The following is a 25,271-nucleotide window of genomic DNA, read 5'->3' as shown; positions in this document are numbered from 1 at the left end:
CACGATTTCTCACCTCAAACACTCTCTTTGCTTTGGTTTATACCATTGTATTGCCCGCACTACTGATATATGCTACATGTTCACTATTTTTGCGGACTAAGTTAAGAAAAATTACGTTTTTTTGTGAGAAATACGTTAACAGTGACTATTTTGACAAAAAAATGACACCTTATATAAGGCGTCATTCTTCTCGTTCAAACTCTTCTTCTAACAATTGATGGTGGGGAACCTCTTTCTTACTGGCAATGTAATAATATAAAGTGAATAAAACAAACAATAAAATAATAGCAGTCGACAGAACAAACAAAAATGACACAGTATCCCCTCCCTTTTGTAATATATATTCGAGAATCTCGTCATTTTTCCTTGTTATTGCAACTTTTTTCTCGAAATTGAGTATTTTTATATAAAAATATAAAAATCAGCTCTCTAGTGAGAACTGATTTTTTTTACTTTCTTATTCTTGTGAAGAAGAACTATTAGATGATTCTGTAGAACCATTTGTTGATTTTTCTTCTTTCTTCGGTTCTTCTTTTTTGTCACTAGTCGAACCGCTTGTTGATTTCTCTTCTTTTTGAGACTTATCTTCTGTTTTACTTTCTGGTGTCGTGCTCGTTGACTTCTCTTCTTTTTGAGATTTGTCATCAGCTTTTTTACCAGAAGCATTCGTTGCCTTTGCAGCACCTGCATCAGCTTTAATTTCTGCTACTGATTTATTTAAGTAGCGCTCAGGGTTCACAGCCACGTTGTCTTTACGTACTTCAAAGTGAACGTGAGAACCCGCTTCTTTATTCATTGCACTTAGACCGGATTTTCCTAATACTTCACCTTGTACAACTCGTGCACCTTTTTCTACTTTCACACTGCCTAAGCTTTGATAAGAAGCTGCTACACCATTTCCACTATCAACTGTTACAACATAACCAAGAAGTGAATCTTTTTCAGCTTTCGTTACTGTACCACTTAAAGCAGCTGTAACATTGAATTCTTTTCCATTCTTCGCAGCAATGTCAATTCCTTTATTTGGGGAATATGTGTTGTTATAAAAGACAAGTGCTTTTTCTTGTTCCGCCTCAGTTGCTGCATCTTCATAGAACTTCTTCTGTACGACTACTTCCGCATTAGCAGGAGCTGGCATTTTCACTACTTCTGAAGACTTCGTTACTGGTACTGCTGGATCTTCCGTTTGTGTATACGGTGTTGCTTGATCTTGGTTCGGAGTCTTCTTCGGATTAGCTCCTTGGAACCATAGCGCAACCATTAAGATTACCGCTGCACAAGCAATGTATAGTGCCGGAAATACCCATCTTTTTTGAAATAAATGTACTACCTTTTGCGACTTTTTATTATTTCTTCCTCGCATTCCATCATCACCTCAGCAATCATTTTGAACAATATTCACGTATCCTATACAACGTATAACTAATTACTTTTCGACAAAATCTGTAAAAATATGTATAGGAATTGCAAAATTTCCGAGGAAATGATAGAAAAAAGAAAAAACTGAGCGTTTCGGCTCAGTTTTTAGTCTAATTGTTTCTTTTTATATACGATTAAACATGCAATGAGTGAAATAATAAGCCAAGCTCCAACATTTATCATATGCCCGCTAATACTACTAAACCCAGCACCCTCTACTAAGCTTTTAATTGCTTTTTCAAGATGAGATGTTGGAAGATAACTAATCATTGTCTTAATAACTTTATTTTCAACCATTGGCTCAAATTGCACAGCTAAATACATCGTCATTAATATTGGCATTCCAATTAATGATGTTTGTGGGACAGATTCAGCTAGTAATCCAATCATCGTTCCAATTAAAGTAAATAAAATTGTTCCACATAAGAAAACAAATGCTAGTAATAAGAAATTTCCACTTAATTGATCTAAAATGAATAAGTTTACAATAGAGATACCTAGCGTTAAACATGCTGTTAATATACTTTTCCCAAGAAGAACTTCAACAGAAGAAGCTGGCGATAGCATTAAAACACGCAATGTATGTTTTTCTTTTTCTTCTGCAATTACCATTGATTGAACAAACCCTGCAACGAATAGAAAGGCCATTAAAGTAATAATACCAACTCCTGCACTCCCTTGCCCAAACCTGCTAAATATAAATGCAAATATAATTGGTAAAGATGCCATTAACAACACTTGTGAATTCGTCTTAAAATCTTGTACCTCTTTTCTAAAAATAGCTGATACACGTCTCATTGAAAATGTCATTATAATCCCCTCCCAGTAACTTCAATAAAGATATCACCTAACGTTGGCTCATAAGAATGAATGGATAATAGTTCTCCTTTTTTCATCCATTCTGAAATGCGTTTTGCACCTAATTCATCTTTTTGTACCGTTTCTTTCTTCTTATCCTTTAACACGACTTGTATTTGATCTTTCGCGTATCGTAAGCGAAGGTTCTCCGGTGTATCAAGCGCTACAATTTCTCCGCTACATAGAAAGGCAATACGGTTACAAAGCGTTTCTGCTTCGTCCATGTTGTGCGTCGTTAAGAAAATCGTCGTTCCTTCTTTATTTAAGTCTTTTAAGATTTTATGAATGTTTTGTACGTTAACTGGATCGAGTGCAGATGTTGGTTCGTCTAAGAAGAGAATATCTGGTTTATGAAGGATTGCTCTAGCTAATGTGACGCGTTGCTTCATTCCTTTTGATAGTTTCTTTACTAATGTTTTTTTATCATCTAATAGATTCACTTGCGCTAGCACTTCATCGATTCGTTCTTTTTTACAATCGTATAAGTCACAAAATAATAGTAAGTTATCATAAATGCTAAGTCTTTCATATAAGCCACTGTTGTCTGTTAAAATACCAATTCGTTTGTAATCGATACTACTTGGTCCTGTAATATCTTTCCCTAGTACTCTTACCGTTCCAACGCTATGAAGTAATTGAGAAGTTAAAATTTTTACTGTTGTCGTTTTTCCGGATCCACTCGGTCCGAGGAATCCAAAAATTTCTCCTTGCTTCACTTCAATATTTACATTTCGAAGTGCTGTTTTTTCATTGAAACTTTTCATTACATCTTTCATTTCAATTGCCAATGTCATCTCGTCATCCCCTTTGTTTTTTCTTTTATAGATGAAAGTCGCTTTAGCGATTCTCGTTTGCTTATTTCGCTTTTCTTGACTCCATCATATGAAAATCAAAGGGTTTACGCAGTAAAATACCGGTAAAAGGAGTATTTTTACCGGTGAATGAATCGTATTTTGAGCTTATTGGAGCACTTTTTATAGCCCAATCACGCCTTTTAACTCATCCATTCGTCCTTTCGAAAGCGGAATTGAACTTTTTCTTTCGTCATCCAAAATTAAACTAAAGCTATTACGAGTCCACGTAATCACTTCTCGTACTCTTTGTAAATTCACAAGGTACGAGCGATGACATCTAAAGAAACCAAAACCTGTTAATCTCGCTTCTAGTTCACTTAATGTTAATGCACATACGAAATCCCCTTCACGAACGTGAATATGGGTTACTCCGTTTTGCGTTTCAATAAAATGAATTTCCATCGGGTCTAATAAAATGATTTTATCGTTCACTTTCGCTGGTATTCTTTCTAACTTCATTTGCGGAATCATTTGAATGACTTTTTCTTCATCGACTTCTTCTGCTTCCTCTTGTTCAATTTCTACTTTTTTCACACCATCATTGTTTAATATGTATACATCTTCTGTTAACGAAAGGGCGTCCGATAGGAAAGATGATGTAATAAAAATCGCCTTTCCTTGCTCTTTCATTTTCATAATCGCTTTTCGAATAATAATCGTACTCTCTGTATCTACATTTTGCTCTGGTTCTTCCAAAATAACTAAATCCGGATTATGAATCATAACTCGCCCAATATGAAGACGACGTTTCTCTGAAAATGATAGTTTTTCTATTTTAACGTTTAACTTATCTAAGAGACCGACAGATTGTACAACTTCTTCCATACTTATATTCGATTCATAAAGCCCTATTAAAAACTTAAAGTATTCCTTCACCTTCAAACGATCATATGCCTCATCTTTCAAAAAACAAAAACCGATGCGGGAATAATTTTTCTTTCCAATCACTTCATCTTCAAATAGCACATTGCCAGTTGAAGCTTCTTCCTCACCAATAATAATGCGGTGCAAAATTTTTGCTGTATGGTTATTACACTGCAAAACAACACATTGTCCCTTCTCAACCTTCAGTTCAACTGCCGGTAACTGATTCGTCTTCCCTAACTGTTTCAACTCCAGTAGTGCCATTCCGTCTCCCCCAAATACTTTTTTATCCTATTATACCAAACAATTAATGGAAAATTTAGATATTTTATGAAGTGTTATAAAAAAGAAGGACCGTCCCAACGTATCTCTTAGGACGGTCCCTTTTCCCCTACTTCTTCACCATCAACTTACCTTCATAATCATTCATCGTCTTTATTTCAACACCTTTATAGTAATGAGCGACGATATCTGTATATTTCTTACCTTCTGCTGCCATGCCGTTCGCGCCGTATTGGCTCATGCCAACGCCGTGGCCGAAGCCTTTCGTCGTAACAATGATTTTATCTCCCTCTTGTTTCCACTTGAAGTCAGAGGAGCGTAAATCTAACTTTTCGCGAACTTCTTTTCCTGTTAATGTTTTCCCTTGAAATGCTACGTCTTTTACTCGCTTTCCTTCCGTAAGATCTTTAATATTTCCAACCTTCCCGTCTGCCAGTACCTTCACACCGAGACGTTTTTGAAAGTCAGCTACGGTAAAGGTTTGCTCGCTCGTAAATTTCGGAGAAGCTTGATCCCACGGGCTATCTACACTCTTTAAATACGGATAATCATTTCCCCAATAATCAGCCGCATTTTCTGTCCGGCCATTACTCGTTGAGAAGAAGGATGCTGAGATTGGTTTTCCCTCATACGTTAAAACTTGTCCTGCGGTTTTCGAAACAGCTTCCTCAATTTTCTTCAAATTATTTTCGTAGTTATTGCCCCATTGTTTTTTCAATTCTTCTTTACTTTTGTACACTTGATCTTTCACCGTATCTGTCACGTCCGCATTGTTTTTCTTACCTCCGCTTAGCATACGCTGGACTACAAATGTTCTCGCTGCTAATGCCTGCGCCTTTAGCGCCTCTATTTCAAAACTGGCATTCATCTCAGAAGCTACTACACCGGTCACATACTCCTCCATAGGTAATGATTCTACCTTCTTTTGTTTCTCGCGATATACAGCAACCTGAACCGCTGTATCCACTTTTCCTGGAGCTGGTATACTTTCTATCGCTGGAGGAGTTTTAGAAGCTGCTTTTTCCCCTACTTTTGCTTTCGCAAACGGAATAACAAGAGCAGCAGGTACAATGATAACGAGCGCTATGAGAAGCACTACCGTGATAAAAAATGGCTTTGAAAATTTCATCTTATTTCCCCCAATATAAAAAAGCTTTACTCCATTCATTCTTATGGAACAACTCTTTCTTTTAGAACATACTTCAGGGGGAACAGTATAAAGTGAAACTTTTCTAAATATTTTTACTGGTACGTGCATAAGTATAGAATTTCTTGACTATAACAGTAATAACCCAAAAAAATAGCCTCTACGTCAAAAGACGTAGAGACTATTTCAATTAAGCGTGAAGATCAGAAACTTCTTGTTCTTTCACTTCTTCTACTTTTTCGTTTACACGTTCAATAGTTGCACCTAATGCAGCTAATTTCTTATGGAAATCTACATAACCACGGTCAAGATGCTTTAACTCAGTTACACGAGTGTAACCTTCTGATACTAAACCAGCTAAGATTAATGCAGCTGCAGCACGTAAATCAGTTGCGCCTACTTCAGCACCTTGTAAGCTGTTTGGACCGTTCATAATAACAGAACGACCTTCGATTTTAATATCAGCATTCATACGGCGGAATTCTTCAACGTGCATAAAGCGGTTTTCAAATACCGTTTCTGTAATCATACTTGTGCCATCAGCTTGTAGTAATAATGCCATCATTTGTGATTGCATGTCTGTTGGGAAACCTGGGTGAGGCATAGTTTTAATATCAACCGCTTTTAACTTATCTGGGCCGATAACACGTACACCTTCATTTTCTTCAATAATTTTAACACCCATTTCTTCCATTTTCGCTGTAATTGAGCGTAAATGTTCAGGTACAGCATTTTCAATTAAGATGTCTCCACCAGTAATTGCCGCTGCAACCATGAATGTTCCCGCTTCAATACGGTCAGGAATAATAGAGTGGTTTGCACCATATAATTTATCAACGCCTTCGATACGAATCGTTCCAGTTCCAGCTCCGCGTACTTTCGCTCCCATTGCATTTAAGAAGTTAGCTAAGTCAACGATTTCTGGTTCTTTCGCTGCGTTTTCAAGGATTGTTGTCCCTTTTGCTAATGTAGCTGCAGACATAATATTTTCTGTTGCGCCCACGCTTGGGAAGTCTAAATAAATTTTAGCACCTTTTAGTTCTCCCTCAACGTATGCCTCAACAAAACCGTTACCAACCTGTACTTTTGCTCCCATTGCTTCGAAGCCTTTTAAATGTTGGTCAATTGGACGTGAACCAATTGCACATCCACCAGGAAGTGCAATACGAGCACGACCGTTACGTGCTAATAATGGTCCCATTACTTGAACAGATGCACGCATTTTACGTACATATTCAAATGGTGCTTCAATGTTTAGCTCTTTAGAAGCATCGATTGTTACTTGGTTATTTTCAAATACGACTTCAGCATTTAAATGACGTAATACCTCATTAATTGTGTATACATCAGACAAAACTGGTACTTCAGATAGTACATTCTTTCCATCACTCGCTAATAGGGCTGCAGCGATTATAGGTAATACAGCATTTTTTGCGCCCTCAACACGCACTGTGCCGTTTAACCGCTTTCCGCCACGGACGATGATCTTTTCCAAATTATTCCCCTCCGTGTCCTTTTTTCAGTATCTATTCACTCAATACTCAGAAGTTATGATCGGTGTGCCAACCACAATTGTATCTTTGTTGTCTGTAGAACGTATTGCTATTTGCACATTTATTTTCTCTCTATTTGTTGAAAGAGCGTCATCCCACTTTTTATTGTATGCGGAGACTGACACAAATGCTCTTTCTTCTATCTGTTCGATCGCTCTTGCTGAAAGATCTTTCAAAACCTGATTGGTTTTATTTTGCAAAACACCTTCAATCTTATCATTCAGTACACCTTGAACACAAGTGTAAATTATAGGTTTTTCACTAAAAATTTTATTCGTTTTTTGAATATACTTCGGGTCCCATTTCGCCCCGCTCACTTCAAAAATAATGAAAGTGTTTTCTTTAGTATTTTCCTTACTCCAAGTTACTACTACTCGTTCTTCATAAGAAGAAAATTTTTTATAGGATGTAGCTTTATATCCATCTGGAGATTGCTCTAATTCCCACTTTTGAATATTCGCCTTTTCCTTCACATCGTTTAACAACTTTTGAAACGTATGTATATTAGAAATTGTTTTTGTTTCTCGCGCTAACCATGACCATTTCTCTACTTTCGCATCATTTTTCTCTAAGGATGCGATCATGCTTTCCATCTTCTGTTCATCACTGATTGGTTTCATCTCTCTATACCCAACCAAAAATAAAACAACGCTAAGTGCAACAATAAGAATGGCTTTAAGCTTCAATTTCATCCCCTCCTATCCCCATTGTTAACGGAGATATGAGGTTCTATACACTTACTTTACTAAATACGTTAAACTCTTTGAATAGCCTAAATAATCAAGGAAAAAGTTACTTACAGATGTCCCAATTGCAATTGTAATTAAGATGAGTAATACTCTCGTCTGCATCACCTTTCCAGGCTTCATTAAACGCTCAATGTGAATACCTTGTAAGGCCCACCACGTGATGGTAATAAACAATAAATGCGAAACAATGGCAATCAGTGCTTGTTGCCCTAAAAGATGTGCCAAAAAACCGACCCCTTTTTACCCAGCTACTACTTACGAAATCATCTAAAAACGATACCATAATAAGTAGGAGCCACACTTTTTCAAATACAAATAAGCATCTTACATTTTACATCGAAATTTTTCTCTTTAAAAACGTATACCTATATGTATTTTCAGTTGTAGTTCACACAAAATAAAAAGCGCAGAGTAACGACTCCACACCTTTTATTTTCACTATTGTACCACGTTCCCTAAGAAGAAGAAATCTTTCATTAATGGAAAATATTCATAAAAGAAATTGTATCCAATCATCGGCACAATCCCTAGTATTACAATCGAAATTGCACAAAAGCTCATCACAATCTTTATATTGAGTGGCAAGCGAATTTTCTCTTCTACTTCTCCCGTTCGGAAAAACATTTGTTGTAAAATACGGAAATAATATACGAATGAAATGACTGTCGTCCCCATCATAATAGAAGCTAGTACGTAATGAGCTGGCTCTACATGAAGAGCCCCTAAAAAGATGTTAATTTTCCCAATGAAACCAGCAGTTCCTGGTATCCCCGCTAGCGATAAAATAAAAATCGTCATCACGATCGCTGTAAATGGCGACCTCTTATATAATCCAGTGAAAATGGTGATATTTTCTTTATCGCTTTGTAAGATTAAGCCGTGAATAATTGCAAACGCGCCTATATTCATAAGCATATACGCAAGCATGTAAAACCACATACTATCCATCGTAAATGGTGATAATGCGACAAGCGGAACGAGTAAATATCCCGCATGCGCGATTCCCGAATAAGCAAATAGGCGTTTGACGTTATATTGCTTTAATGCTACTACATTTCCAATAATCATCGTAATACTAGCTAGCACAGCGATATATATGCTCATACGTCCGTATAAAGATTGCATGTCTCCCTGCACCGATACACTTGCAAAAACCATGAGGAATAAACGAATAATGAGTAAGAACCCTGCCATTTTAGAAATCGTTCCAAGAAAAGCAGTAACAGGTGTAGCCGCTCCCTCATACACATCAGGTGCCCACATATGAAACGGCACTGTCGCAATTTTGAATGAGAGCCCAACGAGTAAGAGTAAAAATGCGAGAGCTAGCAATAACTGAATGCCACTAGCCAGTTCTCCGGCAAATACTTTTTGCATATTCACGATATTAGTTGAGCCTGTAATACCGTACAAATAACTCATTCCAAAGAGTGTAATTGCCGTTCCAATTCCTCCATTAATGACATATTTCATTGCTGCCTCATTTGATGCACGGTTCTTTTTTCGTATTCCTACTAAAATGTAGGAAGAAAGTGAAAGCAATTCTAAACCGACGAAAAGTGTAACGAAATCAACGCTAGAAGCCATAAACATCGCCCCAAGAAGCGCCATTAAAAATAAGTAATAATATTCCCCCTTATCTTCAATTGGATTTTTCTTATCATCGCTCATTGCGGTGCATAAGATGAGTGCTGCTCCGCCTAACAACAACGTTTTAAATCCTTTTGAAAATCCATCTAACACAAACGATCCATTTAAAATATCTCCCGCTGGTTCGCTATATAGCGTAATTAGTGACACGATTGCTAATACGACCGCCGCAATTGCACCAAGCGCTACGTATCTATGGTTCAGCTTAAAAAACAAATCACATATGGAAAGAAGGATGGCAGCCCCGAGAATGATGAATTCTGGCACCATGAGATGCCACGATAAGCTAAGTAACGTATTCATATCCATCCTACTTCACCCCCAATGTTTTCAATGTATTTTGAAGCGGATCCCCTAGTATTTCTGGCATTACGCCAATTGCAATAATGCAGAAGATAAGTAGCAAGATAGGAACATACTCCCATCCGTGTATATCAGCTTTCGCTTCCCACTCTTTCTTACCAAATGTTACTTGAAGTGTCGCTCTTAATACGTATACAGCTGTTAAAATGATGCCAAGTACTCCGGCCGCAGCAATGACTGGCTCTACTTGGAATAAACCGAGAAAGGCAAGAAACTCGCTAACAAATCCAGACATTCCCGGCAATCCAAGCGATGCCATTCCTCCCGCTAAAAAGAAACCGCTAAGTATGGGTACACTTTTTGCAAGTCCGCCAAGCGCTGTAATATCCGACGTTCCAAAGCGCTGTTCTATAACACCAAGTAAGAAAAAGAGTAAGGCTGCAATTAAGCCATGCGACACAACTTGGAATAGTGCCCCTTGTGTACCTGGTGCGTTTAACGCTGCAAGGCCCATTAATACAATACCCATATGCGAAATACTAGAGTAAGCAAGCACCTTCCGAAAGTCTGTTTGAATGAGTGCTAAGAAGGCTCCGTACAATAAATTGATAACTCCTAAAATCGCAATGAGCGTTGCAAACTCGCGAAAGTATTCCGGGAATAGCCCCTGCCCGAAGCGAATTATACCGTACGCTCCAATCTTCAGTAAAACACCTGCATGAAGCATTACTACAGCCGGATGCGCTTCAATATGTACATTGACCATCCAGCGATGTAACGGGAAAACGGGTAATTTAATTGCGAAAGCAATCATTATGGCAAGAAACAAGCCGAACTGTAAGCTACTTGGGACAACCATTCCTCCCACAGCACCTACACTCGCTAATATTTCTTTCAGTTCTGTAATATTTGTTGTACCTGTTTTCGCAAATAAAACCGAGAAAACGATGAGTAAAATAGCGGAGCCAATACCGTTATATATTAAATAACTATAAGCAGCCTTTTCACTCGACAATTTCCCCCACTTCCCAATTAATAAAAACATCGGCGGCAGTGTAATTTCAAAGAAGATAAAGAACAACATTAAATTTTGAGCAGCGAAGACGCCGAGCATCCCTATTTCTAACATGAGTAACAGCATATAAAATGCTTTCAAATTTCTTTTAATCGTAAATGCGGCAATTGCTGCAAGCATCGCTAGAAGGGCCGTCAGCACCATCATAACGAGCGATAAACCATCTATACCAAGTTCGTAATAAATGGAAAACCATCTTTTATCTACCGCTGCAAAATCCCCGAATTTAATCCATTTCACTTTTTCATCAAATAGAGACAAATCCCTTCCAGAAGCATATGTACAAGCGAGGACGATAGCCATTCCAAATGGAAGCACTGTTCCAAATAAACCGAGTGCTCGCACTGTACGCGATTCTTTTTTCGGTGTTAATGCAAGTAAGAGAATTCCTAAAAGCGGGGAAAAAATGAAGAACGTTAATAACAAATCATTCATCGTAAATCCCCTCCCGTATAGAGCAAAATAATGAAGAGTACCGCAAGTGAAATAGCTGTTACAGTCCCGTACACTTGTACATTTCCGTTTTGGAGTCTAGAGCCGATTGCACTTATCCCTTTAACTAAACTCCCTATTAAAACGGCAATCCCTTCGACTACATACACTTCAAATAAGCGAAGCACATGAGCGATTCCTTTCGTAATAGGAATGACCGTCATATTGTATAGTTCATCCACATAATATTTTTCTTTCAAAATTTTATAAAGAGGTGCTTCCTCGCCACCAGCCCAATCTCTAGCAATAGATTTCTTGCCATATATGAAATATGCAAGAGCAATCCCAGCCAAAGAAACGAGCGTCGCAACAATCATAATCCAAACTGGACCGTGTGCTTCTTGCACTTTAAATGCTACATCTTTCGTAAGCCAATCTCCGAGAAATGTTCCAAACCACGGTGTATTTATATAACCTGCCACGACTGCAAGGACGCCAAGGACAATCATCGGATACGTCATGATGCGAGGCGATTCATGCACATCTTCCTTCGTCTTCGCTTCCCCCGTAAAGACGAGAAAGTATAGGCGGAACATGTAGAACGCTGTTAAAAATGCTGCAATTACTGCTAATATGAATAAAATGTAATTGCCATTCATCCAAGTCGCCGCTAAAACTTCATCTTTACTAAAGAAACCGGAAAGGAGCGGCACACCACTTATTGCAAGGGTACCGATTAAAAATAGCGCAGCAGTTACTTTCATCTTCTTCTGTAAGCCGCCCATTTTATTAATGTTTTGCGTATGCACGGCATGAATGACACTTCCTGCCGCCAAAAATAGCAACGCTTTAAAAAAGGCGTGTGTCGTTAAATGGAATACACCAGCTACATAACCGGCAGATCCTAATGCAAGCATCATATACCCAAGCTGACTAACTGTAGAATAAGCAAGCACTCTCTTTATATCCGTTTGCACAAGACCGATGGAAGCCGCAAAGATCGCGGTGAAAGCTCCAACGATTGCCACCGTTTGCATCGCCACCGCACTTGCTGAAAATAGCGGAAACATCGTTGCCACTAAATATACGCCAGCTGCGACCATCGTCGCCGCATGAATGAGTGCCGAAACAGGCGTCGGCCCTTCCATCGCATCCGGTAACCACGTATGAAGGGGGAACTGACCTGATTTTCCCATCGCCCCGATAAAAATTAATATCGCCGTTATTGTAATCATCGTAGGGGTAAGATCACCCGTATGAATCGCCCTAAATATTGCGTCATATTCAAAACTACCTGCATGCCAGAAAATTAAGATCATCCCAATAAATAAACCGGCATCTCCAATACGTGTCATAATAAAAGCCTTCTTCGCGGCAGCCCTCGCTTCTTCTTTAAAGAAATAAAAACCGATGAGTAAAAATGAGCCAAGACCAACTAACTCCCAAAATATATAAAGCTGTAATAAATTTGGTGATATAACGAGCCCGAGCATCGCAAATGTAAAGAGCCCTAAATAGGCATAAAAGGTTGGTAATCTTTCCTCACCTTTCATATACCCTTTCGAATACACATGTACAAGTAAACTCACAAGTGTAACGATAAACAACATTAAAGCCCCTAATGCTGTCACTTCAAAGCCAAACGATATATCAATATCTCCAGTTCTAAGCCATACCCACTTATGCTTCACTGGTACTGTCGAAAGTCTTTCTATTAATACAAGTACCGCACATATAAAGGAGAGAAAGACGAAGAAAATACTAAGTACACTGCTTCCTTCTCTAATTTTCTTCCCGAATATAATTAATAACAAAAACGAAACAAGCGGGAAAAGCGGTATGAGCCATACATAATCGATCATTGTTTCCTTCCCCCTTTTCGGTCACAATGTTATCCTTTGAGCGTATCCATTTCATCTACATGAACTGTCGTACGATTACGATATAAAGCAATTAAAATGGCGAGTCCTACCGCCGCCTCCGCTGCCGCTACGGCCATCGTAAACAAAGAGAAAATTTGCCCTGTTAAATTTGGAAACAAACCTAATTTACTAAACGCTACTAAGTTTAAATTGGCTGCGTTAAGCATTAATTCAATACAAACTAATACAATCACTGTATTTCGCTTCGTTAAAGCTCCAAACAAACCGATGCAAAACAAAATAATCGCAAGCGTTAAATATGCAGAAGCAGGTACGCTACTCATTGGAATCCTCCTCTTTCTCATCCTTCTTCGCAAGAATAATTGCGCCAACAAGTGCTACAAGTAAAATAACTGAGGTTAACTCAAATGGAATAATATATTTTGAATAGAGAAGTGTACCGATTTGAAGTGTGTTTTTTTCATGGAGAGGTAAACTTCCTTGTGCGCTCTCATTTGCAAAATCAATATTATTAACAGCGAAATACATAACTGCCCCAAATGCTACAACCGCAAAGAAGATAATCCATTTTCGAAGAGTAAGGCGTGATTCATTTTCTGCGTTATGTTTCGTTAACATAATGCCAAAAATCATAATAATTGTGATCGCACCTGAGTAAAGTAAAATTTGTGCAACCCCTATAAATTCAGCTGATAAAAGAAAGTACAAACCCGCAATGCTGAGAAATGTCAGAACGAGAGCTAGCATCATATGCATGACTTTCGTTAAATTCAACATAAGGACGCCGCCGATAATTGCAGACAAGGATAGTATAAAGAATGCTATAAACTCGCCATTCATGCTTTATTCTCCTTCCTGACGTTTTCGTCGTTTTCATCAAGCCACTGCAAATTTTTAAATAAGTCATCCCGTGAATATTCCGCGAGTTCAAAGTTATTTGTCATAACGATTGCCTCTGTCGGACAAACTTCTGTACATAAATCACAAAGGATACAAATTTCAAAATTAATATCGTACGTGTCGATAATTTTTCCTTTTTTCGTAGGATCCGGATGTTTTTTCCCCGTTAACTGAATACAGTCTGTCGGACAAATATTGGAGCACTGGTTACAAACGATACACTTTTCCGGATAAAACTTTTGAATCCCTCGAAAACGGTCTGGCAATGGCAACGGTTGATTTGGATAATCATACGTCACCTTCTTTTTACTCAAATTGCTTAGTGTATATTTTAACCCTTTAAATAGCCCTTTCATCTCTTACTGGCACCCCCCTCATAGATTAGAAGAATAACTCCTTAATCAATGCCGTTAAGAAAATATTTGCAAGTGCAATTGGCAATAATACTTTCCAGCCAAACTCCATTAACTGATCACCTCTTATACGCGGAAACGTAACGCGGAACCAAATTAATAGAAAAACTACGCTGCTAAACTTTAAAGCAAACCATACGGCACCTGGAATAAATCCAAGGAACATAACTGGATTCCATCCGCCTAAAAAGAGCACTGTAATTAACGATGCCATCCCGAAAAAATATACGTACTCCGAAAGCATGAAAAACGCCCAGCGAAACCCTGAGTATTCCGTGTGATATCCAGAAACAAGTTCCGACTCTGCTTCTGGTAAATCAAACGGCGTCCTATTTAACTCTGCTACCGCTGCGATTAAGAACACGACGAAACCGATTGGTTGCACGAAAATGTACCAAACATTCTCCTGCGCTGCTACGATTTCATTTAAATTTAAGCTACCAGCTAATAAAACGATGCCAATTACACTCATTACGAGCGGAATTTCATAAGAAATCATTTGCGCCGCCGCACGCATCCCTCCTAAAAGGGAATATTTATTATTGGATGCCCATCCTCCAGTTACGACGCCAATCGTCGTAATGCCAGAAACAGCAATGTAATATAGTAAGCCTACGCCAATATCTGCGAACTGAAATTTATCAGTAAACGGGATGACTGCAAGCACCATAAATGCTGGCGCGAATGCAATAACAGGCGCTAATATAAACAACGGTTTATCTGCCGCTTTCGGAATACTATCTTCTTTTAGTAGTAGTTTTAAAACATCAGCTACCGTTTGCAGCAGACCGAACCGGCCCCCGACTTGGTTTGGCCCAATTCGTCCTTGCATAAAACCCATCACTTTCCGTTCTGCCAAAATTCCGTATGTAACGAATCCAAGGACTGCAAATAATAGGAGCACCGCTAATCCGAAAAAAATGAAGAAATTCGTCCAGCTTGAAGGTGATTGTAAGAGCGTTTCAATCATTAGCCATCAACCTCCCCAAGTACAATATCCACTCCACCTAAAATCGTAATTAAATTGGCGATGTTTTCACCTTTTAATAACTTCGGTAAAATTTGCAAATTGTAAAAAGACGGCCTGCGAAACTTCAAGCGGTACGGCTCTTTCTTTCCGTCACTAGCAATATAGCAACCAATCTCTCCGCGCGGCGACTCTATACGGACGAATGCTTCTCCTTTAGGCGCCTTAATAATTTTCGGCACTTTCGCCAGCACAGCTCCTTCTTTTGGGAACTGCTGGACTGCTTGCTCAACAATCTTTAAAGACTCCTCAATTTCCTGCATGCGGCAAACGTAGCGATCCCAAGCATCCCCCACGCTTCCAATAGGAATATGAAAGTCAAAACGGTCGTAAATGGAATATGGTTCATCTTTGCGAAGATCCCAGTTTACCCCGGTACACCGCAAATTCGCTCCGCTTAAAGAATACGAAATCGCTTCCTCCGCGCTATATATACCAACGCCTTTTACACGATTTAAGAAAATCTCATTGCCGCTAACAAGATCATGATACCCTGCCAATTGTTCTCTCATATATGGAACAAATTCTTCCACTTTTTCAATCCAACCATCCGGTGCATCCCATTTCACACCGCCAACCCTCATATAGTTAAAAGTAAGCCGTGCACCGCATAATTCGTTTAATAAATTAATAATCATTTCTCGCTCACGGAACGCGTACAAAAACGGGCTAACTGCTCCTATATCAAGAAGATTTGTCCCCCACCAAACGAGGTGGCTCGCAATCCTTCCAAGCTCCATTGCAAGTACTCGCAAGTATTCGGCCCGCTCCGGGATTTCAAGCCCCATCATCGTCTCTACAGCATGGCAAATGACGTAATTATTCGTCATAGCCGATAAATAATCCATCCGATCTGTATAAGGGATAATTTGCGTATACTGTAAGCTCTCTGCAATCTTTTCGGTCCCGCGATGCAAATATCCAATAACCGGTGTAGCTTCTTTAATAATTTCCCCGTCAATCTTAATAACAAGCCTGAACACACCGTGCGTACTTGGATGCTGAGGACCTACATTCAAAAGCATTTCTTCCGTACGGATCATTTAGCTACACCTCCACATCATACGGTTCATAATCTTTCCTAAGCGGGTGCCCTACCCAATCATCAGGCATTAAAATACGTGATAAATTCGGATGCCCCTTAAATACAATACCAAGCAAATCATACGCTTCCCGCTCTGGCCAGTCCGCTCCTTTCCAAAGCGCTGTCACCGATTCCACTTGCGGTGCTTCCCTATCTAGCTTCACCTTCACCGCTACTGACTGTTTCTTTCCATATGAAAATAAATGAACATACACTTCCATATGTGTCACAAAATCTGTCGCGTGTAGCTCTGACATATAATCAAATGCAAGTCCCTCATGGAATCGCAGTAACTCCATTACTTCATAATATTTGGAGGTCTCAACCACAAGAGTTGGCACATCTTTTGAAAGTTTATTAATGTAGCAATCTACTAATATATCCTCTCCCATCTTCCCCTTAATAACTTCAACATACTGATTTAAATACGGTTCATTCACGGATGGCTCTTCCTGCTTCGGCTCCTCTTCCTTCTTACCTTCAGCACCCTTTGTCTTCGCCCTTGCAGCGGCCGCCGCTTTTGCCTTCGCTGCTGCAAGGGCCTTCGCCTTTTCATCTCCCGAATCCCCATTACCTTGCGATGCTTTCTGCTTCGCTAACGCCGCTACTTTTGCTTTTGCGGCTGCCGCTGCCTTCGCTTTCGCCTTTTCTTCTTCCGTCACTTCTTCTGTTCCTTCTCTTTTTTGCTTCGCTAACGCCGCCGCTTTTGCTTTCGCGGCTGCCGCTGCCTTCGCTTTCGCTTTGGCCTTTTCCTCTTCCGTCACTTCTTCTGTTCCTTCTCTTTTCTGCTTCGCTAACGCCGCCGCTTTTGCTTTCGCGGCTGCCGCTGCCTTCGCCTTCGCTTTGGCCTTTTCCTCTTCCGTCACTTCTTCTGTTCCTTCTCTTTTCTGCTTCGCTAACGCCGCCGCTTTCGCTTTCGCGGCTGCCGCTGCACGTCGTTTTGCTTCTTCTATAGTCATATCGTCATTTTTTGGTAGCGCTTTCTCTTTTTCGCGATTTTCTTCCTCAAGTTTACTTATTTCCACACCATGTTTCGCAACGAGACGCTTTCTCGCCTCTTCTTTCGCACGCCTAGCCGCTTCTCTTTTTAAATCCTCTAAGTCTTTATTGAGATCACTCATTTATTCGTCACCTGCTTTCCAGTCTTTGCTTCGTAACGAATTTTTTCTTTTAATTTATTAATTCCATAAATTAAAGCTGCAGGATTTGGTGGGCAACCAGGGATATACACGTCAACTGGCACAATTTGATCTACACCTTTCACAACAGCGTACGAATTTACATATGGACCACCTGCTGTCGCACAAGATCCCATTGCAATAACCCATTTCGGTTCAGGCATTTGATCATATAAACGCCGAACAATAGGAGCCATCTTCTTCGTTACCGTTCCCGACACAATCATAACGTCCGATTGCCTTGGTGAAGTCCGAAAAAATGACCCAAATCGATCTAAATCATAATGTGATGAACCTACTCCCATCATTTCAATTGCACAGCATGCCAGTCCGAATGTCATCGGCCACAAAGAATTACTTCGCGCCCATCCTTTCAACTGTTCCAATGTAGAAAAAAAGATATTTCGTTCTAATTCCGCTCGCTCATTTGGATGTAATTCCTCAAAATTTATAACCATTGTAACACCTTCTTTTTCCAAGCATACGCTAATCCAACTAGCAACATTACAACAAAGATGAGCATTTCAATCAGTGCAAATAAACCAAGGTTGTCATATGCAACAGCCCATGGGTATAAAAATAAAGTTTCTACATCAAAGATGACAAACAATAAAGCAAAAATATAATAACGAGCATGAAACCGAATATTTGCATCATGAAAAGGCTCAATCCCGCTCTCATACGTCGTCGCTTTCGCTGCACTTGGTTTATTTGGGCGCAGCATCCTTCCTAATGTAAGAGCCACTACCGGCAGCAATATACCTAATAGCAAGAAAATCAAAACGATCATATAACTATTTTCATATACACTTGCCATTGTGAAACCCTCCCCCCTAAATTAAGAACAAGTTCACTTAGTAAACAATATGTCCTAGTTGCAGCAATTATTATTTTTAAATTTTTCTAAATAATGCAACTATTTTAATCATTATAGCAAACTTCAAATTCCTATGTCGATATGTTGGGGACAGAAACGAGAATTATTAAAATCTGTTTTTATAACTTGCTATACTTGCGCAAAATAAGTATATAGGTTATATATGTTTTTTAAGAAACTATAAAAAATACAAAAGAGGAATTTATATGTATATACCGTGGGTGAGATAGATGAAAAAACAAACACATGTAAGTATTCTTATAAGCATTACATTGCTATCTATAGTGATTCATTACGTGGCAATGCCTTTTCTATATGAATACTCATTTCCCTTTCAAATATTAATTGGAATGAGTACTTTATTCATTGATATTATCGCTTGTAGTTATATACTTTATTTTTCAAACATGAAAGAAGGATTACCTCGTTTATTTTGGACGATATTATGCGTTGGAACTCTCTCTTATTTCATTGGGGATATCGTCGTTGCCTATCAACGTTTAATTTTAAAGGACTACTATACATTCGTTGATCCGTCCGACTTTTTTTATTTACTTTTTTTAATTAGCTTTGCATTCGCCTTTCTATATGAAATCATTTATAACCGAGATTTATTAGAAAAGCTTTTTATGATATGTGATATTTGTATTATTGTTACAGCACAATTCACTTTAAGTTACTATTTACTTATTGAACGAACCATTCACGTTTTTACAACATCCTATATCGACATATTTGTTCAACTTACTTATCCAATGGCAGACTTACTCTTCCTTCTCATAGGAATCAATCTTTTATTCAAACCATTATCCTTATTATCGAAAAAAGTTGGAGCGCTTCTCGGCAGTGCTTTACTTTTATATGCGACTACAGATGCCATTTATGCTTTTATCAAATACTTTACACCAGAGTATTCTATGTTTACAGTTACTCCTCTTTATCAAGTAACTTTAGTACTAGTAGCAATCGCCTGTATTATCCATACAAAAGAACCTGAAAAACAAGAACAAATACTATTAACACCTAAACTTGGTGAATCAATCAGATTGTCATTACCTTATATTTCTGTCGTAATGCTTATTGTTTTTATATTAGTTGAATACGTTTTTGCACCTATTGTAGTAATCGGGCTTATGATAACCTTCTCCTTCGTTCTCATACGCCATAGTTTAGTTCGTAAACAAAATAAAATATTATTACTAGCCCAAATGCAATTCAACTCAGAACTCGAAAAACAAATTGAACTGCGTACAGAAGATTTAGTAGAACAAAAAAATGAGCTCTATCATAACCAACAAATGTTTAAGTCTTTATACGAGCATCATCCAGATCCAATCTTCACATTAGATTTGTATGGTAACTTTCTCAAAGTGAATAATGCCGGTACGACTTTACTCGGCTATCAAACAAACGAATTATTAAATCAACCTTACTACTCACTCATATACGAAGAAGATTTAGAAGAAATTATTAACACCTTTCATCGCGTAAAAAAAGGGCATTCTATTTCTTTAGAAATACGGGCTTATCATAAAAATAGAGATATTTACTACTTGCATGTTACGGCTGTTCCTATCTTTTTAAAAGATCATATTTCGGGAGTTTATTTAATGATTAAAGATATTACGGAAAGCAAGCAACAACAAGAGCAAATTAATTTTCTAGCATATCGTGATACCTTAACAGAGCTTGCAAACCGACGTGCATTTCACCAATATGTAGAACAAGCAATTGCTCGATCCAAAATATCAAAAAGACCTTTTGCTGTTATGTTTCTAGATTTAGACCGTTTTAAAATTATTAATGATACCCTCGGTCATAGGGTAGGAGACCTCCTATTAATTGCAGTAGCAAAAAGACTCGAAAGAATGGCGACACCAAATATGAAACTCGCCCGTCTAGCTGGGGATGAGTTTACAATCCTTATTGAGAACTATAATAAAAGACCAGATGTAAAAAAAATGGCTGATACGATTGTAGAAGCTATGAATGAACCATTTGAAATTGAAAATCAACATTTACAAATCTCACCGAGCATCGGGATTGCCATATATCCTGAAGCAGGTGAAGATCCATTGTCGATTCTACAACATGCTGATATGGCCATGTATGAAGCAAAAAATAGGGGCAAAAACGGTAGCTCTCTATACACGAAAGAACTGTACAAAAAAATGGAACGAAAAGCTCGAATTGAAAAAGATTTGCCACTTGCTTTAGTGAATAAAGAATTCTATCTCGTATATCAACCACAAATTGATATTACAACGAAAAAGATCATTGGCGCTGAAGCATTACTACGTTGGAAACATCCGCTATTAGGCGATATTCCACCGTGTGAATTTATTCCAATTGTAGAAGAAACTCCACAGGTCATTCCACTTGGACATTGGGTATTACAGGAATCTTGTCGTCAGTTAACAATTTGGCATTCCTTCGGTTACAAAGATTTAAACATAAGTGTTAACTTATCAGCAAAAGAATTCCAGCAAGATCATTTAATCGAGAACATTTCACAAATACTAACAGATGTTAAAGTCGATCCAAAGTATGTAACACTTGAATTAACAGAACGAATTGCGATGATCGATGAAAAAGAAACGTTATCAAGGCTAAAACAATTAAAGGAATATGGTATTCAAACGTCCATTGATGACTTCGGCACCGGCTATTCTTCTCTCGCTTATTTATCTATTTTCCCTATCGATACATTAAAAGTACCGAGAGAATTTACACAACTAGCTGATCATCGACCTGAAGAGAGAGCCATCGTTTCCACTATCCTTTCCCTTGCAAATACGTTAAACCTTTCTGTCGTTGCTGAAGGAATTGAAACAGAAAAACAACTTAATTTTCTACAAAAGAACAACTGTAAATATATGCAAGGTTACTATTTCAGTAAACCACTTACTAGTCAGCAATTTATAAAATTTCTACAAAAAACACCCAGTATGAACCAATAGCTCATACTGGGTATTTTTATCATACTATTTGTGGACAGTAAAACTAGTCATCAACGCGGTGTTCCCACCCACTTTATAATGCTGGAATTTCTTTCTCGTAATATTCCTCTGCAATTTCTTCATAAAAAGCTGCTGATGTCGTATAAAAATATGGAATTAACCATAAGAATCCAATCCCGAGTGTAATACAACTTAATATAAACCAACCAATAAAGCTTAAACATAAAATGAAATACTCCATCTTATGCCCATCCATCATACGACGACTTTCTGTAATCGCTTCGTTCAGTGAATACTCAGGATGGTCATTTATAATAAAGTACGTCATCGAATATGAAAATGATTTAATAATGCCTGGAATAATAAACAGTAACATCCATAAGAAAAGATAAAGATTTACTAATAAATATAATAAAAATGATTTTAGAAATCTGTTTCCCTCTGAAAACCAAATGAATATATTACCGATACTAGACTCGTTTTCACGAAAGATATTTAAAGCAAGATAATATCCACCTAAAGTTAACGGTCCCGTAACAAAAAATGTAAGGATATTCATTTTAACTGAACCACTTGTTTCTTTTCCACCAATCACTGTAGAAAATCCCCACTCAATACTAAAACTAAAAATCATGATAAGAATTGAAATGAGTAATGTCGCCCCGACAGCTAATCCCCATTTCCCTTCTAATGAATCTAATGCTTCTCCTTTTAAATCACCAATCATACGTAGCCTCCTATACACAATAACTCTATTAGTATAGCATGTTCCTACTACAATTCATCTTTTGAAATATAGCGATAAAAATGCGCTGTCGTTGTACTTACATACGGGCTAAGCCAAAGAAAACCTATTCCAAGTGTTAAAATCGCTAAAATGGCCCAACCTATAAAACTCAGCCATAAAAGGAATAAATCTAACTTATGTCCCTTCATCAGATGCTTACTTTCTTTCATTGCTTGTGAAACACTATATTCTGGTTTTTCAACCATTACATAATATGTCATCGAATATGAAAAATACAAAATAGCCATTACAATAAACGAAACAGCTAATAAAATAAAGAAAACAATTATAAATGATGGATTTGCATTCTCATCTAGAAAACCTAATAGCCCAAATACAATCGTTCCTAACATCGGAACCCATGTACCTGTATATAACAAAATTGCAAGCATAGCCCACATCGTTTTCATCATTCTTTTAAAGCCACGAAATCCTTCAAATAAATAATCCACTCTAGCATCTTCTCGTTTGCTTATTTGTAGAAACAAATTCGTATGACCATATGTGGTAATGCCATAAGCGGCATAACTTAAAATTATCATAAGACAGTAAAAAATCCCAAACGTAATAGCAGCTCCAATTGCCATCACGTCTTCTTCAATTGAACCAGCTGAAATAGATGCTAAAATAAATATTATAACTCCTGGAATTAATAGTATAAGCATTACAGCCATTGAAACGACGTAACTTACAATATGATATAAAATCGTTGATCCAACACCTAGTCCCCATTTTCCTTTTAAAGAGTGCAATGCTTCTCGTTTCATTTCACCGATCATTTATTCATCCCCTTTATAAATTGTTGTACATTCTCTACTTATACGAGCACCAATATAATTATACCATTTTTGTAAAATTATCCATTAACTACATAAAAAAAATCCGTAAAGACAAAGCCTTTACGGATTTTTTTATTTCATATCGGAAACGTTTAAACGGTTCACAGCGCGTTGTAATGCCATTTCTGCACGTTTAAAGTCAACATGTGCTTGTTTATCTTGCAGACGTTGCTCAGCACGACGCTTCGCTTCATTCGCACGATGGATATCGATATGGTTTGCTTCTTCAGCAGATGATGATAATACAGTTACTTTATCTGGACGAACTTCGATAAAGCCACCACTTACTGCTACATAATCAGTGTGTCCACCATTTTTCAGACGAACTGCACTAATTTTTAATGGTGCAACAGTTGGAATGTGACCTGGTAAAATCCCCATTTCCCCACTCTCTGCTTTTACACTTACCATTTCTACTTCTTTTTCGTAAACCGGTCCATCAGGAGTTACAATACTGACTGGAAATGTCTTCATACTTCGTCCCTCCTAAGGCCTTACGCCATCATTTTCTTCGCGTTTTCAATAACTTCTTCAATGCCACCTACTAAGCGGAATGCATCTTCTGGAAGGTCATCATATTTTCCTTCTAGAATTTCTTTGAAACCACGAACTGTTTCTTTTACAGGTACATAAGAACCTTTTTGACCTGTAAACTGCTCCGCTACGTGGAAGTTTTGAGATAAGAAGAATTGAATACGACGAGCACGATGTACAACTAACTTATCTTCTTCAGATAACTCATCCATACCTAAGATAGCGATGATATCTTGAAGCTCTTTGTAACGTTGTAAAGTTTGCTGTACTTGACGAGCCACTTCATAATGCTCTTCTCCTACGATTTCTGGAGAAAGTGCACGAGATGTAGATGCTAATGGATCTACGGCTGGGTAAATACCCATTTGTGTTAAACGACGCTCTAAGTTTGTTGTTGCATCTAAGTGAGCGAACGTTGTAGCTGGTGCTGGGTCAGTATAGTCATCGGCTGGTACATATACCGCTTGGATAGACGTGATAGACCCTTTATTTGTAGATGTAATACGCTCTTGTAATTGACCCATTTCTGTTGCAAGTGTTGGTTGGTAACCTACCGCAGATGGCATACGACCAAGAAGGGCAGATACTTCAGAACCCGCTTGCGTGAAACGGAAGATGTTATCGATGAACAGAAGAACGTCTTGTCCTTGCTCATCACGGAAATGCTCAGCCATTGTTAAACCTGTTAACGCAACACGTTGACGTGCTCCAGGTGGCTCGTTCATTTGTCCGAATACCATCGCAGTTTTCTTAATTACGCCAGAATCGCTCATTTCGTGGTATAAGTCATTACCCTCACGAGTACGCTCGCCTACACCAGCGAATACAGAGATACCACCGTGTTCTTGTGCGATGTTGTTGATTAATTCCTGAATTAATACCGTTTTACCTACACCGGCACCACCGAATAGACCGATCTTACCACCCTTAATGTAAGGAGCAAGTAAGTCTACTACTTTAATACCAGTTTCAAGAATTTCTACTTTAGTAGATAATTCTTCGAATGCAGGTGCTTGACGGTGAATTGGATCACGACGTACATCCGCAGGAACCTCACCATCTAAGTCAATTGCATCACCTAATACGTTAAATACACGACCAAGTGTTGCATCACCAACTGGTACAGAGATTGCTTTACCAGTATCTTCTACTTCTGTGCCACGAACAAGTCCATCTGTGGAAGACATTGCAACTGTACGAACTGTGTCATCACCTAAATGAAGTGCAACTTCAAATGTTAAGTTAATGCTTGTTCCGTTTTCGTTGCTCTGTTTTACCGTAAGGGCGTTGTAGATTTCTGGTAGCTTTCCGCCATCAAACTTAACGTCTACAACCGGACCCATGATTTGCGTAACGCGCCCTTTATTCATCGGGTTCCCTCCTAGCTTTCTTTTAATTAGCCAACTTTCTACGAGCAGTTAGCTTTTCATTTTTTATTAGTTTATAGCTTACGCGACTCTTTTGACAGAGCCGCCTACGCTTTTTATTGAATCTAGCTCCGGTGGCTAGAAGGGTCGGTCATTTCACCCCTTCCTACGAGGCAAAGAACGCCTCTTTGTCAGGAGTTCCAATGCCCTCCCCTTCTGGGCAAGCCACCTACGCT

At 38.4% G+C, this 25,271-nt stretch carries 25 protein-coding genes; 1 reads left to right on the top strand and 24 read right to left on the bottom strand.

Annotated features, from left to right (window positions below):
- Nucleotides 1–181 precede the first annotated feature (181 nt).
- From ACVWY7_RS16820 to nuoA, 20 genes are all read right to left on the bottom strand, one after another.
- The gene (locus ACVWY7_RS16820) at nt 182–316 is read right to left on the bottom strand and encodes a hypothetical protein (protein ID WP_000008905.1); all 135 of its coding nucleotides are present in this window, start codon (nt 314–316) and stop codon (nt 182–184) included.
- Between the two features lie 141 nt (nt 317–457).
- Nucleotides 458–1,363, bottom strand: a complete 906-nt coding sequence (locus ACVWY7_RS16815) for a M23 family metallopeptidase (RefSeq protein ID WP_001214945.1) — start codon at nt 1,361–1,363, stop codon at nt 458–460.
- A gap of 161 nt (nt 1,364–1,524) precedes the next feature.
- Nucleotides 1,525–2,229 (bottom strand): ABC transporter permease, encoded by a 705-nt coding sequence (locus tag ACVWY7_RS16810; RefSeq protein ID WP_000144471.1) that lies wholly within the window; start codon nt 2,227–2,229, stop codon nt 1,525–1,527.
- Entirely contained in the window at nt 2,229–3,071 is an 843-nt protein-coding gene (locus ACVWY7_RS16805; RefSeq protein WP_000170851.1) for an ABC transporter ATP-binding protein, read from the bottom strand. Before ACVWY7_RS16805 ends, ACVWY7_RS16810 begins: the two co-directional genes overlap by 1 nt.
- Before the next feature lie 180 nt (nt 3,072–3,251).
- Entirely contained in the window at nt 3,252–4,259 is a 1,008-nt protein-coding gene (locus tag ACVWY7_RS16800) for a LytTR family transcriptional regulator DNA-binding domain-containing protein (protein WP_105989619.1), read from the bottom strand.
- Between the two features lie 127 nt (nt 4,260–4,386).
- Complete coding sequence (gene spoIID, locus ACVWY7_RS16795; protein WP_000672629.1) at nt 4,387–5,406, bottom strand: stage II sporulation protein D; 1,020 nt, start codon at nt 5,404–5,406, stop codon at nt 4,387–4,389.
- Nucleotides 5,407–5,614: 208 nt separating this feature from the next.
- Entirely contained in the window at nt 5,615–6,919 is a 1,305-nt protein-coding gene (gene murA, locus ACVWY7_RS16790; protein ID WP_000411264.1) for a UDP-N-acetylglucosamine 1-carboxyvinyltransferase, read from the bottom strand.
- Between the two features lie 39 nt (nt 6,920–6,958).
- A complete protein-coding gene (locus tag ACVWY7_RS16785; protein WP_000767907.1) occupies nt 6,959–7,663 on the bottom strand; it encodes a YwmB family TATA-box binding protein in 705 nt (234 codons plus the stop codon).
- A gap of 51 nt (nt 7,664–7,714) precedes the next feature.
- Nucleotides 7,715–7,951, bottom strand: coding sequence for a DUF1146 family protein (locus tag ACVWY7_RS16780; RefSeq protein WP_000940742.1), 237 nt, complete (start codon nt 7,949–7,951; stop codon nt 7,715–7,717).
- 213 nt (nt 7,952–8,164) lie between these two features.
- Complete coding sequence (nuoN, locus tag ACVWY7_RS16775; protein WP_033682580.1) at nt 8,165–9,679, bottom strand: NADH-quinone oxidoreductase subunit NuoN; 1,515 nt, start codon at nt 9,677–9,679, stop codon at nt 8,165–8,167.
- A gap of 7 nt (nt 9,680–9,686) precedes the next feature.
- Nucleotides 9,687–11,189, bottom strand: a complete 1,503-nt coding sequence (locus tag ACVWY7_RS16770) for an NADH-quinone oxidoreductase subunit M (protein ID WP_456523863.1) — start codon at nt 11,187–11,189, stop codon at nt 9,687–9,689.
- A complete protein-coding gene (nuoL, locus tag ACVWY7_RS16765; RefSeq protein ID WP_456523862.1) occupies nt 11,186–13,048 on the bottom strand; it encodes an NADH-quinone oxidoreductase subunit L in 1,863 nt (620 codons plus the stop codon). The genes ACVWY7_RS16770 and nuoL overlap by 4 nt, the downstream gene beginning before the upstream one ends.
- A gap of 29 nt (nt 13,049–13,077) precedes the next feature.
- Nucleotides 13,078–13,392 (bottom strand): NADH-quinone oxidoreductase subunit NuoK, encoded by a 315-nt coding sequence (nuoK, locus tag ACVWY7_RS16760; protein ID WP_000100078.1) that lies wholly within the window; start codon nt 13,390–13,392, stop codon nt 13,078–13,080.
- Nucleotides 13,385–13,909, bottom strand: coding sequence for an NADH-quinone oxidoreductase subunit J (locus tag ACVWY7_RS16755; RefSeq protein ID WP_001012801.1), 525 nt, complete (start codon nt 13,907–13,909; stop codon nt 13,385–13,387). Before ACVWY7_RS16755 ends, nuoK begins: the two co-directional genes overlap by 8 nt.
- Nucleotides 13,906–14,325, bottom strand: a complete 420-nt coding sequence (gene nuoI, locus ACVWY7_RS16750; protein ID WP_000677191.1) for an NADH-quinone oxidoreductase subunit NuoI — start codon at nt 14,323–14,325, stop codon at nt 13,906–13,908. Before nuoI ends, ACVWY7_RS16755 begins: the two co-directional genes overlap by 4 nt.
- 25 nt (nt 14,326–14,350) lie before the next feature.
- Nucleotides 14,351–15,352, bottom strand: coding sequence for an NADH-quinone oxidoreductase subunit NuoH (gene nuoH, locus ACVWY7_RS16745; RefSeq protein ID WP_000573430.1), 1,002 nt, complete (start codon nt 15,350–15,352; stop codon nt 14,351–14,353).
- Nucleotides 15,352–16,452, bottom strand: coding sequence for an NADH-quinone oxidoreductase subunit NuoD (gene nuoD, locus ACVWY7_RS16740; protein WP_000621440.1), 1,101 nt, complete (start codon nt 16,450–16,452; stop codon nt 15,352–15,354). The genes nuoH and nuoD overlap by 1 nt, the downstream gene beginning before the upstream one ends.
- 4 nt (nt 16,453–16,456) lie before the next feature.
- Nucleotides 16,457–17,614 carry an NADH-quinone oxidoreductase subunit C gene (locus ACVWY7_RS16735; RefSeq protein ID WP_105989621.1) on the bottom strand — a complete coding sequence of 386 codons (1,158 nt, stop codon included), beginning with the start codon at nt 17,612–17,614 and terminating at the stop codon, nt 16,457–16,459.
- Nucleotides 17,611–18,129, bottom strand: a complete 519-nt coding sequence (gene nuoB / locus ACVWY7_RS16730; protein WP_000236331.1) for an NADH-quinone oxidoreductase subunit NuoB — start codon at nt 18,127–18,129, stop codon at nt 17,611–17,613. The genes ACVWY7_RS16735 and nuoB overlap by 4 nt, the downstream gene beginning before the upstream one ends.
- Nucleotides 18,120–18,488 carry an NADH-quinone oxidoreductase subunit NuoA gene (gene nuoA / locus ACVWY7_RS16725; RefSeq protein WP_000179275.1) on the bottom strand — a complete coding sequence of 123 codons (369 nt, stop codon included), beginning with the start codon at nt 18,486–18,488 and terminating at the stop codon, nt 18,120–18,122. The genes nuoB and nuoA overlap by 10 nt, the downstream gene beginning before the upstream one ends.
- A gap of 290 nt (nt 18,489–18,778) precedes the next feature.
- Here nuoA and ACVWY7_RS16720 point away from each other — a divergent pair, with 290 nt between their 5' ends.
- Nucleotides 18,779–21,508, top strand: coding sequence for a putative bifunctional diguanylate cyclase/phosphodiesterase (locus ACVWY7_RS16720; RefSeq protein ID WP_000744991.1), 2,730 nt, complete (start codon nt 18,779–18,781; stop codon nt 21,506–21,508).
- A 73-nt stretch (nt 21,509–21,581) separates the two neighbouring features.
- Here the strand turns inward: ACVWY7_RS16720 and ACVWY7_RS16715 are convergent, their stop codons facing one another.
- The 4 genes from ACVWY7_RS16715 to atpD all read right to left on the bottom strand — a co-directional run bounded on the left by ACVWY7_RS16715 (nt 21,582) and on the right by atpD (nt 25,038).
- On the bottom strand, nt 21,582–22,235 hold the full coding sequence (locus ACVWY7_RS16715; RefSeq protein ID WP_000578701.1) for a DUF975 family protein: 654 nt from the start codon (nt 22,233–22,235) through the stop codon (nt 21,582–21,584).
- A gap of 47 nt (nt 22,236–22,282) precedes the next feature.
- Entirely contained in the window at nt 22,283–23,074 is a 792-nt protein-coding gene (locus ACVWY7_RS16710; protein WP_078984604.1) for a DUF975 family protein, read from the bottom strand.
- 132 nt (nt 23,075–23,206) lie between these two features.
- Entirely contained in the window at nt 23,207–23,608 is a 402-nt protein-coding gene (gene atpC / locus ACVWY7_RS16705) for a F0F1 ATP synthase subunit epsilon (protein WP_000847211.1), read from the bottom strand.
- Nucleotides 23,609–23,628: 20 nt separating this feature from the next.
- Nucleotides 23,629–25,038: a F0F1 ATP synthase subunit beta gene (atpD, locus tag ACVWY7_RS16700; protein ID WP_001032600.1), complete on the bottom strand. Its 1,410-nt coding sequence runs from the start codon at nt 25,036–25,038 to the stop codon at nt 23,629–23,631.
- Nucleotides 25,039–25,271: the final 233 nt, after the last annotated feature.

The organism is Bacillus sp. TE9106W (genome assembly GCF_054062215.1).
The sequence above is the reverse complement of the archived record's forward strand: the minus strand, read 5'-3'. Positions and strand labels throughout refer to the sequence as shown.

Coding starts and splice junctions, on each gene's coding strand:
- nuoL (WP_456523862.1), bottom strand. CDS start 13,048: ATGATCGATTATGTATGGCTCATACCGCTTTTCCCGCTTGTTTCGTTT.
- ACVWY7_RS16755 (WP_001012801.1), bottom strand. CDS start 13,909: ATGAATGGCGAGTTTATAGCATTCTTTATACTATCCTTGTCTGCAATT.
- ACVWY7_RS16810 (WP_000144471.1), bottom strand. CDS start 2,229: ATGACATTTTCAATGAGACGTGTATCAGCTATTTTTAGAAAAGAGGTA.
- ACVWY7_RS16815 (WP_001214945.1), bottom strand. CDS start 1,363: ATGCGAGGAAGAAATAATAAAAAGTCGCAAAAGGTAGTACATTTATTT.
- ACVWY7_RS16710 (WP_078984604.1), bottom strand. CDS start 23,074: ATGATCGGTGAAATGAAACGAGAAGCATTGCACTCTTTAAAAGGAAAA.
- ACVWY7_RS16715 (WP_000578701.1), bottom strand. CDS start 22,235: ATGATTGGTGATTTAAAAGGAGAAGCATTAGATTCATTAGAAGGGAAA.
- nuoK (WP_000100078.1), bottom strand. CDS start 13,392: ATGAGTAGCGTACCTGCTTCTGCATATTTAACGCTTGCGATTATTTTG.
- atpD (WP_001032600.1), bottom strand. CDS start 25,038: ATGAATAAAGGGCGCGTTACGCAAATCATGGGTCCGGTTGTAGACGTT.
- ACVWY7_RS16735 (WP_105989621.1), bottom strand. CDS start 17,614: ATGAGTGATCTCAATAAAGACTTAGAGGATTTAAAAAGAGAAGCGGCT.
- ACVWY7_RS16720 (WP_000744991.1), top strand. CDS start 18,779: ATGAAAAAACAAACACATGTAAGTATTCTTATAAGCATTACATTGCTA.
- nuoH (WP_000573430.1), bottom strand. CDS start 15,352: ATGATTGAAACGCTCTTACAATCACCTTCAAGCTGGACGAATTTCTTC.
- nuoI (WP_000677191.1), bottom strand. CDS start 14,325: ATGAAAGGGCTATTTAAAGGGTTAAAATATACACTAAGCAATTTGAGT.
- nuoD (WP_000621440.1), bottom strand. CDS start 16,452: ATGATCCGTACGGAAGAAATGCTTTTGAATGTAGGTCCTCAGCATCCA.
- ACVWY7_RS16805 (WP_000170851.1), bottom strand. CDS start 3,071: ATGACATTGGCAATTGAAATGAAAGATGTAATGAAAAGTTTCAATGAA.
- nuoN (WP_033682580.1), bottom strand. CDS start 9,679: ATGAATACGTTACTTAGCTTATCGTGGCATCTCATGGTGCCAGAATTC.
- atpC (WP_000847211.1), bottom strand. CDS start 23,608: ATGAAGACATTTCCAGTCAGTATTGTAACTCCTGATGGACCGGTTTAC.
- ACVWY7_RS16800 (WP_105989619.1), bottom strand. CDS start 4,259: ATGGCACTACTGGAGTTGAAACAGTTAGGGAAGACGAATCAGTTACCG.
- ACVWY7_RS16770 (WP_456523863.1), bottom strand. CDS start 11,189: ATGAATGATTTGTTATTAACGTTCTTCATTTTTTCCCCGCTTTTAGGA.
- nuoB (WP_000236331.1), bottom strand. CDS start 18,129: ATGGTTATAAATTTTGAGGAATTACATCCAAATGAGCGAGCGGAATTA.
- nuoA (WP_000179275.1), bottom strand. CDS start 18,488: ATGGCAAGTGTATATGAAAATAGTTATATGATCGTTTTGATTTTCTTG.
- spoIID (WP_000672629.1), bottom strand. CDS start 5,406: ATGAAATTTTCAAAGCCATTTTTTATCACGGTAGTGCTTCTCATAGCG.